Source organism: Intrasporangium chromatireducens Q5-1, assembly GCF_000576575.1.
GTDB lineage: Bacteria > Actinomycetota > Actinomycetes > Actinomycetales > Dermatophilaceae > Intrasporangium_A > Intrasporangium_A chromatireducens.
In genome coordinates this window covers 1-7,428 of sequence record NZ_AWQS01000187.1, presented here as the reverse complement: position 1 = coordinate 7,428, position 7,428 = coordinate 1, and the positions used below count along the sequence as shown (strand labels likewise).

The 7,428-nt window shown below is 68.4% G+C and carries 7 protein-coding genes and 1 pseudogene; 6 read left to right on the top strand and 2 right to left on the bottom strand.

Annotation, left to right across the window (positions count from 1 at the left end; genetic code table 11):
- The first annotated feature begins 180 nt into the window (after window positions 1–180).
- Window positions 181–930, top strand: coding sequence for a DUF5995 family protein (locus tag N864_RS16870; RefSeq protein WP_051518720.1), 750 nt, complete (start codon window positions 181–183; stop codon window positions 928–930).
- 27 nt (window positions 931–957) lie between these two features.
- On the opposite strand, the gene N864_RS16865 is transcribed toward N864_RS16870, so the two are convergent.
- The gene (locus N864_RS16865) at window positions 958–2,316 is read right to left on the bottom strand and encodes an aminotransferase class I/II-fold pyridoxal phosphate-dependent enzyme (RefSeq protein ID WP_051518719.1); all 1,359 of its coding nucleotides are present in this window, start codon (window positions 2,314–2,316) and stop codon (window positions 958–960) included.
- A gap of 124 nt (window positions 2,317–2,440) precedes the next feature.
- On the opposite strand from N864_RS16865, the gene N864_RS16860 reads away from it, so the two are divergent.
- Genes N864_RS16860 through N864_RS16840 form a run of 5 tightly spaced genes read left to right on the top strand, consistent with a single transcriptional unit; the run spans window position 2,441 to window position 6,953 of the window.
- On the top strand, window positions 2,441–3,409 hold the full coding sequence (locus N864_RS16860; protein WP_034719530.1) for an ABC transporter substrate-binding protein: 969 nt from the start codon (window positions 2,441–2,443) through the stop codon (window positions 3,407–3,409).
- Window positions 3,406–4,245: a nitrilase-related carbon-nitrogen hydrolase gene (locus N864_RS16855; protein WP_034719526.1), complete on the top strand. Its 840-nt coding sequence runs from the start codon at window positions 3,406–3,408 to the stop codon at window positions 4,243–4,245. Before N864_RS16860 ends, N864_RS16855 begins: the two co-directional genes overlap by 4 nt.
- Window positions 4,246–4,288: 43 nt before the next feature.
- On the top strand, window positions 4,289–5,215 hold the full coding sequence (locus tag N864_RS16850) for an ABC transporter substrate-binding protein (protein ID WP_051518718.1): 927 nt from the start codon (window positions 4,289–4,291) through the stop codon (window positions 5,213–5,215).
- Window positions 5,212–6,180 carry an amino acid ABC transporter permease gene (locus tag N864_RS16845; protein ID WP_081793970.1) on the top strand — a complete coding sequence of 323 codons (969 nt, stop codon included), beginning with the start codon at window positions 5,212–5,214 and terminating at the stop codon, window positions 6,178–6,180. The genes N864_RS16850 and N864_RS16845 overlap by 4 nt, the downstream gene beginning before the upstream one ends.
- Window positions 6,177–6,953, top strand: coding sequence for an amino acid ABC transporter ATP-binding protein (locus N864_RS16840; RefSeq protein ID WP_034719522.1), 777 nt, complete (start codon window positions 6,177–6,179; stop codon window positions 6,951–6,953). The genes N864_RS16845 and N864_RS16840 overlap by 4 nt, the downstream gene beginning before the upstream one ends.
- Window positions 6,954–7,007: 54 nt before the next feature.
- Here the strand turns inward: N864_RS16840 and N864_RS16835 are convergent.
- Window positions 7,008–7,428: pseudogene (locus N864_RS16835) on the bottom strand (immune inhibitor A domain-containing protein); the annotation flags it as partial.

Below are 7,428 nucleotides of genomic sequence, written 5' to 3'. Positions count from 1 at the left end.
CGGCCGCCACGTCGGACGGCTCCGCCGCCTGATCCGTATGCCACTGGGCTGGGACCGCGCACGAGGCGCGGACCCAGCCCAGCGGCATACCTGCTCCTCTGGTGCCACGCGGCGACCGGCCCGCTCGGGCGGACGCGCGATTCGGCGGATCACGCTGCGCCCGACCGGTACCTTCGCGGCATGGGCTGGTTCTCCCACCTTCTCGACCTGCTCCGCCGGAAGACCGCGCGCCGGGAGGAGCCGCCCGCCGGTCAGCCGGCGACCATCGACGCGATCTGCGAGCGGATGCGCACGCTCGAGCTGGGCCTCGACCTGGGCGATGGGCTCGCGGCGTTCAACGGCATGTACCTGCGCGTCACCGAGCTCGTCCGCGACCGGATCGCCGAGGGCTACTTCCGCAACCCGGAGTTCCTGACCCGGCTCGACATCGTCTTCGCGGGGCTCTACCTCGAGGCCGTGGACGCGGCCCGGCCCGTCAGCGCGTGGGCGCCGCTGTTCGAGACGCGGCACGAGACCGGCCGGGTGCCGATCCAGTTCGCCCTCGCCGGCATGAACGCCCACATCAACCACGACCTGCCGCTCGCCGTGGTGCGCGCCTGCCGGCAGCTCGGGATGTCCCCGGCGAGCCGTGACGTCGAGGCCGACTACCAGCGGGTGACGGACCTGCTCGGGGAGGTGCAGGAGCAGGTCCGTCAGTCCTTCCTCGACGGGCTCGCGCTCGACCTCGACCGACGGTATGCCGCTCCCGTCGCCAACCTGGTCAGCTCGTGGAGCATCGGCCGGGCCCGGGATGCCGCGTGGGTCAACGCCCTCGTGCTGTGGCGGCTGGGTGACGTGGAGCCGCTGCGCGGCGACTTCCTCGCGACGCTCTCGAGCTCGGTCGGGCTCACCAGCCGGGTGCTGTTGACGCCGGTCACACAGCTCGTCTGACCCGCGACCGACCGGAGGTGGGGGCCCTCAGGTGGCGGTGCTGGCCAGGGCGATCGCGTCTGCGACGGCCTCGATGTTCGGGATGGGCTGTCCAGTGGCCACCCGCACTGCGGCCGGGCCCTGCCGCGTCCAGCTCTCGGCCGCCCCGGCCACCGCGATGCCGTGGGAGGCCAGCACGAGCAGGGCCTCTCGCTCGTTGAGCACGGGCACCCAGACGGCAAGCCCAGACTCATTGGCGACCGGGACGCCGCGTTGCTCGAGCAGGCGGACCAGGTCATGGCGCCGCTGGGCGTAGATCCGACGGGCGGTCCTCACCTGCTCCTGGCATCCCGGGTCGAGCAACATCCACGCGAGGGCGTTTTGCACGATACGGCTGGTCCAGCCGGCGCCGAACTGCCGGTAGACGCGAGCCCGCTCCAGCGGGGCGGCGCCGCCGCCCATGACCGCCAAGCGCAGGTCGGGACTGTGGGACTTGGAGTAGGTGCGCACAAGCACGGTCGAGTGGGGCAGGAGCGAAGCCATTCCGTGGTAGGGCGCGTCGCTGAGGTGGCCCAGGCCGTCGTCCTCCACGATGAGCGGGCGGCTGGTCGAGAGGATCGCCGCGAGCGCGTCCCGGCGTTCTGCAGTGATCGTTGCGGCGAGCCTCGAGCTCGACCGCGGCTCGTAGACGAAGGCCGCCGGCTGCCGGCGCATCGCCGCGGCCAAGGAGGCCGGAACGGGGCCGGAAGCGTCGGTTGCGACGGGCAGCACCCTTGCGCCGAGCTGGTCGATGATGTCGAGCAGCCGAGGCGTCGCCGGGTCCTCAACCGCGACGTGGTCGCCGTGCACGACGCTTGTGGCGAGGAGCAGCTGAATGCCCTCGTAGCCGCCGTTGACGGCCAGCCAGTTCTCCGGGGGAAATGGCCACGTAGCCGCCGCGGCCTCGCGAAGGGGGTCGCTGATCGCGACGACCTCGTAGGAGTGGAGGTTGCGGTCTTCCGACACGTGCGAGAGTGCCGTCCGGATGTCCGGCAGGAGCGCCGGGTCGGGCACTGCACGCGACAGGTTGAGGGTGCGACCGGGCCACAGGTGAGAGATGTTCTCGTAGCGGGCCGGCCGAGGCACGGACAGCCCCTCCCGCACCCAGATGCCCCTGCGGCCGCCGCCGTCGACGACGCGCTGTTTGCGCAGCGACGTCCATGCCGTCGAGACCGTCGCCGGGCTCACGCCGAGCCGGGTGGCCAGAGCGCGCACGGTGGGCAGCCTGGTCTGCGGGGCCAGCTCCCCGCTGCGGACAAGCCGCGCGACGGTCGCGGAGATGCCACTCGCGCTGGGCTCGTGGATCCGCTCGGCAAGCCAAGCGGACGACGCCTGGCGAACGTCGCCGTCGACCACGTCCTCGCCCACCGTCGAGCCCCTCTCGCCTCTCACAATGAACAGTAACAAATGACCTATTGTTCAGCAATGGACCTGAACGTACGCTGACGGAATCTCGGAGCGACTGCTTCGACCACCTGCTGTGAGGAGAGCCGTGACTCTGCATCTCGGGGTCCGTCACTGGGACCACGTGGTGCCACTCGCCCTGGGCGATGTCGGCGCCGACCTGGTCAAGATCGACCGGTTGGACGCCACCCCGGACCTGTGGCGCGACTCTGGCTTCGATGGCGGTGAGACGTCGTTCAGTCGTTATGTGCGCGCCCGGGCCGCCGGCAACGACCGCATCGTTGCACTGCCCGTCTTCCTCATGCGCGGCTTCCGGCACCGGTGCATCATCGTGCGGTCCGACAGCGAGGCCACGGACGCTGCGGCGCTGCGGGGCGCACGGATCGGCCTGACCGGCTGGGCCGACAGCGGCAACGTCTGGACCCGGGCCATCCTGCGCGAGGCCGGCATCGGCGTGGACGATGCGGACTGGCAGGTGGGCCCCCTCACCAGCAGCCATCCCGTCGTCGACCGGATCGGCAACGTCGTAGTGGGAGACAACGTGCGCCACACCATCAACGGAGCACCGCTGGTGGACCTGCTGCGCGCGGGCGAGCTGGATGCCGTGATGACGCCGTTCATGCCACCGGGCTTTCACGCTGCCGACTCCGACCTACGGACCCTCTACGCCAACAACCGGCAGGCTGAGGCCGACTACTACGGGCGGCACGGGTACATCCCGGGTATCCACGTCCTGACCATGCGGTCCGAGGTGCTTCGGGACAACCCCGCCACGGCGCAGCAGCTCGTCACCGCCTTCGAGGCCGCCAAGCGGCTCAGCCGCGCTCGTCGCGACAAGCTCGTCGACGTCACCCCCTGGCACAACGAGGAGGTGGCGTTCGCGAGCCGGGTCATCGGCTCGGACTGGTTGCCCTACGGCCTTTCCGCGGACCGGGTCATGGTGCGCGAATTCCAGACCGAGCTGGTCGAACAACGCCTCCTCGCCGGACCGGTCCCCGAGCAGGACCTGTTTCCATACCCCGTCGAGCCGAACACAGCCGAGGAGATCGCCTCATGAGCACCGCAGACCAGAGCCTCAAGGTGGCCGCCGCCCAGCTGGCCGCCGGTGAGGGGTGGCAGGAGAACCTCGCCAGCGTCACCGCAGCGATCGACATGGCGGTGGCCGAGGGTGTGGACCTGCTCGTCCTGCCCGAGGGAATCCTGGCTCGCTTCATCGGCGAGCGGGAACGGATCCGGGAGCATGCCCAGACACTGGACGGGCCGTTCGTGTCCGGCGTTGCCACTGCGACCCGCGGCCTGGACCTGACCGTCGTCGTCGGCATCCACGAAGTGTCGGACAACCCCCGCCCGTACAACACCCTGGTCGTCCTGCGCGACGGTGAGGTCATCGGGCTCTACCGCAAGCTGCACCTCTACGACGCCTTCGCCAACCGAGAGTCCGACAACGTGACGCCCGCCGATGTCGTGCCGCCGCTCGTGGACGTCAAGGGCTTCCGACTCGGCCTGATGACCTGCTACGACGTCCGCTTCCCGGAGCTCGCGCGACTGCTCACCGTGAGCGGCGCCGACCTTCTGGCGCTGCCAGCCGCCTGGGTCCGCGGTCCGCTCAAGGAGGACCACTGGCGCACCATGGTGACCGCCCGGGCCCTCGAGAACACCGTGTACGTCATCGGCAGCGGCGAGTGCGGTCCCCGCAACATCGGCCGCAGCCTCATCGTCGACCCGCTCGGGGTCGCCGTCGCCGAGGCCGGTGACGGACCGGGCTTCATCACAGCGACGATCACCCGCGAGCGACTCGAGACCGCCCGGGAGCAGCTACCCGTCCTCGTCAACCGCCGGTTCGACGTCGAACCGGCCGCCCGGCCGATCCCGGCCGACCCTCCCACCGCCTGACCACTTGTCCCCCCCGGACACCAACCTGAAAGGCCCCCCAACCATGAGCATCCTGCGCAACTCCGCGATCGCCCTGGTAGCCGCAGCCGCCCTGACGACCGCCGCCTGCACGGCCGACCCGACGACGGGCGCCACCACGACGCCCCAGCCCTCGGGCGCGACTCCTCAGCAGAGCCTCGACCAGTCCCTTCACGACAAGCTGCCACAGAAGATCAAGGACGCGGGCAAGATCGTGGCGGTCAACACCGGCTCGTTCCCGCCCTACACGATCGTGGGTGCCGAGGGCTCCCAGATGCAGGGCGCCACGGCCGACCTTGCGGACGCACTCGGGCAGGTGCTCGGGGTGAAGATCGAGCACACCACGATCGACGGGCTCGCAAGCGTTCTGTCGGGCATGCAGGCGAACCGCTACGACCTGGACCTCGGGCCTGTCGGCGACTTCCCCGAGCGCCAGAAGCAGGCGACGTTCGTCGACTGGGTGAAGGAGTACGTCGTCTTCGCGGTCGAGAAGGGCAACCCGAAGAAGATCGACGGTCTGGACACGACGTGCGGCACCCGGATCGCCGTCCAGGCAGCCGGCTCAGCCGAGAAGGTGATCAAGACCCAGTCGCAGAAGTGCGTCTCGGAGGGCAAGCCTGCCATCGACGTGCAGTCCTACAAGGACCAGCCGTCCTCGATCCTCGCGGTCCAGTCCCATCGCGCGGACGCATTCTTCTCCTCACAGGCACCGCTGACCTACTTCGTGCAGCAGTCGAACGGCAAGCTGGAGCTCGCGGGACAGGGCAAGGCCAACGGCTTCAACGACCTGTTCCAGGGCGCGGTCGTTCCGAAGGACTCGCCGCTGGCTGAGGTCCTGCTCGAGGGGATCAAGAGCTTGCACGAGAACGGCACCTACGACTCGATCATGAAGAAGTGGGGTCTCGAGAAGAACGTGCTCGCCACTCCGGGCATCAACATGGGAGTCGAATGAGCATGACTGCCCACCCGGTTCAGAACGAAGCCTCGGCGCGGCCCGCCGCCGCGCCGGGGCCGGACATCAGTGAGGCCCGGCGCCGGCGTCATCCGGGCCGCTGGGTCGCAGCTCTCGTCGTCGCGGTCCTGCTCGCCCAGCTGGTCAACATGCTGGTGACCAACGAGAATTTCGGCTGGTCCGTCGTGGCACAGTGGCTGACCGCTGAGTCGATCATGCGCGGCCTGGGGGTCACCCTGCTCCTCACGGTGATCGCCATGGTGATCGGCATCGTCCTCGGCGTCCTGCTTGCCGTGTGCCGCATCTCCGGGAACCCGTTGCTGCGGTCAGTCGCAGGTGGCTACATCTGGTTCTTCCGAGGCACGCCGACGCTCGTCCAGCTGATCTTCTTTTACAACCTCTCCGCGCTGCTGCCGACGATCTCCTTCGGCATCCCGTTCGGGCCCGAGTTCATCACTCTCAACACGAACAGCATCATCACTCCGATGCTCGCCGCCATCTTGGGGCTCGGTCTCAACGAGGGTGCCTACATGGCGGAGATCGTCCGGGGCGGCCTGCTGTCGGTCGACTCCGGCCAGCGAGAGGCCGGTGCGGCCATCGGCATGACCAACGCCCGCATCATGCGTCGCATCGTCCTTCCCCAGGCCATGCGCTTCATCGTGCCGCCGACCGGCAACCAGGTGATCAGCATGGTGAAGGCGACTGCACTGGTGAGCGTCATTGCGCTGTCCGACCTGCTCTACACAGCGCAGGCGATCTACAACCGGACCTTTGAGACGATCCCCATGCTCATCGTGGCGTGCATCTGGTACCTGATCGTCACCTCCATCCTCTATGTCGCTCAGTCGTTCATCGAGCGGCACTACAACCGGGGGAGCCGGCACCAGACCACCGGCTTCCTCGACTTCCTCAAGATCCGACCCAGGGCTAGCCTGCCTGCTGTCATGGAAGGACCGACCGGATGACCATCACCGCGACCCGTCCCGTCCTAGAGGCGCGAAACGTTCGCAAGAGCTTCGGTCATGTGGAGGTGCTCAAGGGCATCGACCTCGAGGTGCGCACAGGGGAGACCGTGGTCGTCCTAGGCCCCTCGGGCTCCGGCAAGTCGACATTCCTGCGCTGCATCAACTTGCTCGAGTCGGTGGATGGCGGTCGCATCCTCGTCGACGGCAACGACGTCGGCTATGAGGTGGTCGACGAGCGCCTCCACGAGCTGCACCCGAACGAGGTCGCTCGACGCCGTCGCGACATCGGCATGGTCTTCCAGCAGTTCAACCTGTTCCCCCACATGACCGTGCTGGAGAACATCATCGAAGGTCCGGTTGGTGTCCGCGGCGAGAAGAAGCAGGTCGCGATCGAGCGGGCCAAGCGCCTGCTGGAGCAGGTCGGCCTCGCCCATCGTGAGGACTCCTATCCCAGACAGCTGTCGGGAGGGCAGCAGCAACGCGTTGCGATTGCGCGAGCTCTCGCCATGGAGCCGAAGCTCATGCTGTTCGACGAGCCGACCTCGGCCCTCGATCCCGAGCTCGTGGGCGAGGTGCTGAAGACGATGGAGGAGCTGGCGAACGAGGGTCTGACCATGGTCGTCGTGACCCATGAGATTTCCTTCGCCCGTGAGGCGGCCGACCGGGTGGTCTTCATGGACGGTGGTGTGATCGTCGAGCAGGGCACACCTGACCAGGTCATAGACAACCCACAGCACGAACGGACCCGCGCCTTCCTCGCGCGGTTCCTCTAGACGTAGCCGGCCCGGGCCTCCGAGTGGAGGACCGGGCCGACGAGTCACGCTGGGTCAGCTGTTGACCTTCACCGTCATCTTGCCGGTCTGGTTGCTCTGCACCACCTTGAGCGTGACGCCCACACCGGCGACCTTGACGCTGCCCATGGGGTTCGCGGTGTCGTAGTAGCGGTTGGGGTCGCTGTCGTCGAAGACCGAGACGGGCGGTTGGGCGGGGACGTCCAGCGTCGTCAGGCCGCTCGCGGTCTCGCGGTGCAGCGAGATCGGGTCGGTCGGCGAGACGCCGAAGGTGGAGTCGAAGGACTGGATCCGGTTGCGGGCCACGACTCCGTCACTCCACGTCAGCGCCGTGGGGCGGGCGTCGACCGGCAGGACGCGGCCCGTGCCGGGGTGCGAGCGCGTGTTGTTGTTCGACACCGCCGTGTTCCAATAGCTGACGAGCAACCCGTCCTGGTAGGGGAAGTGCTCCACCCAG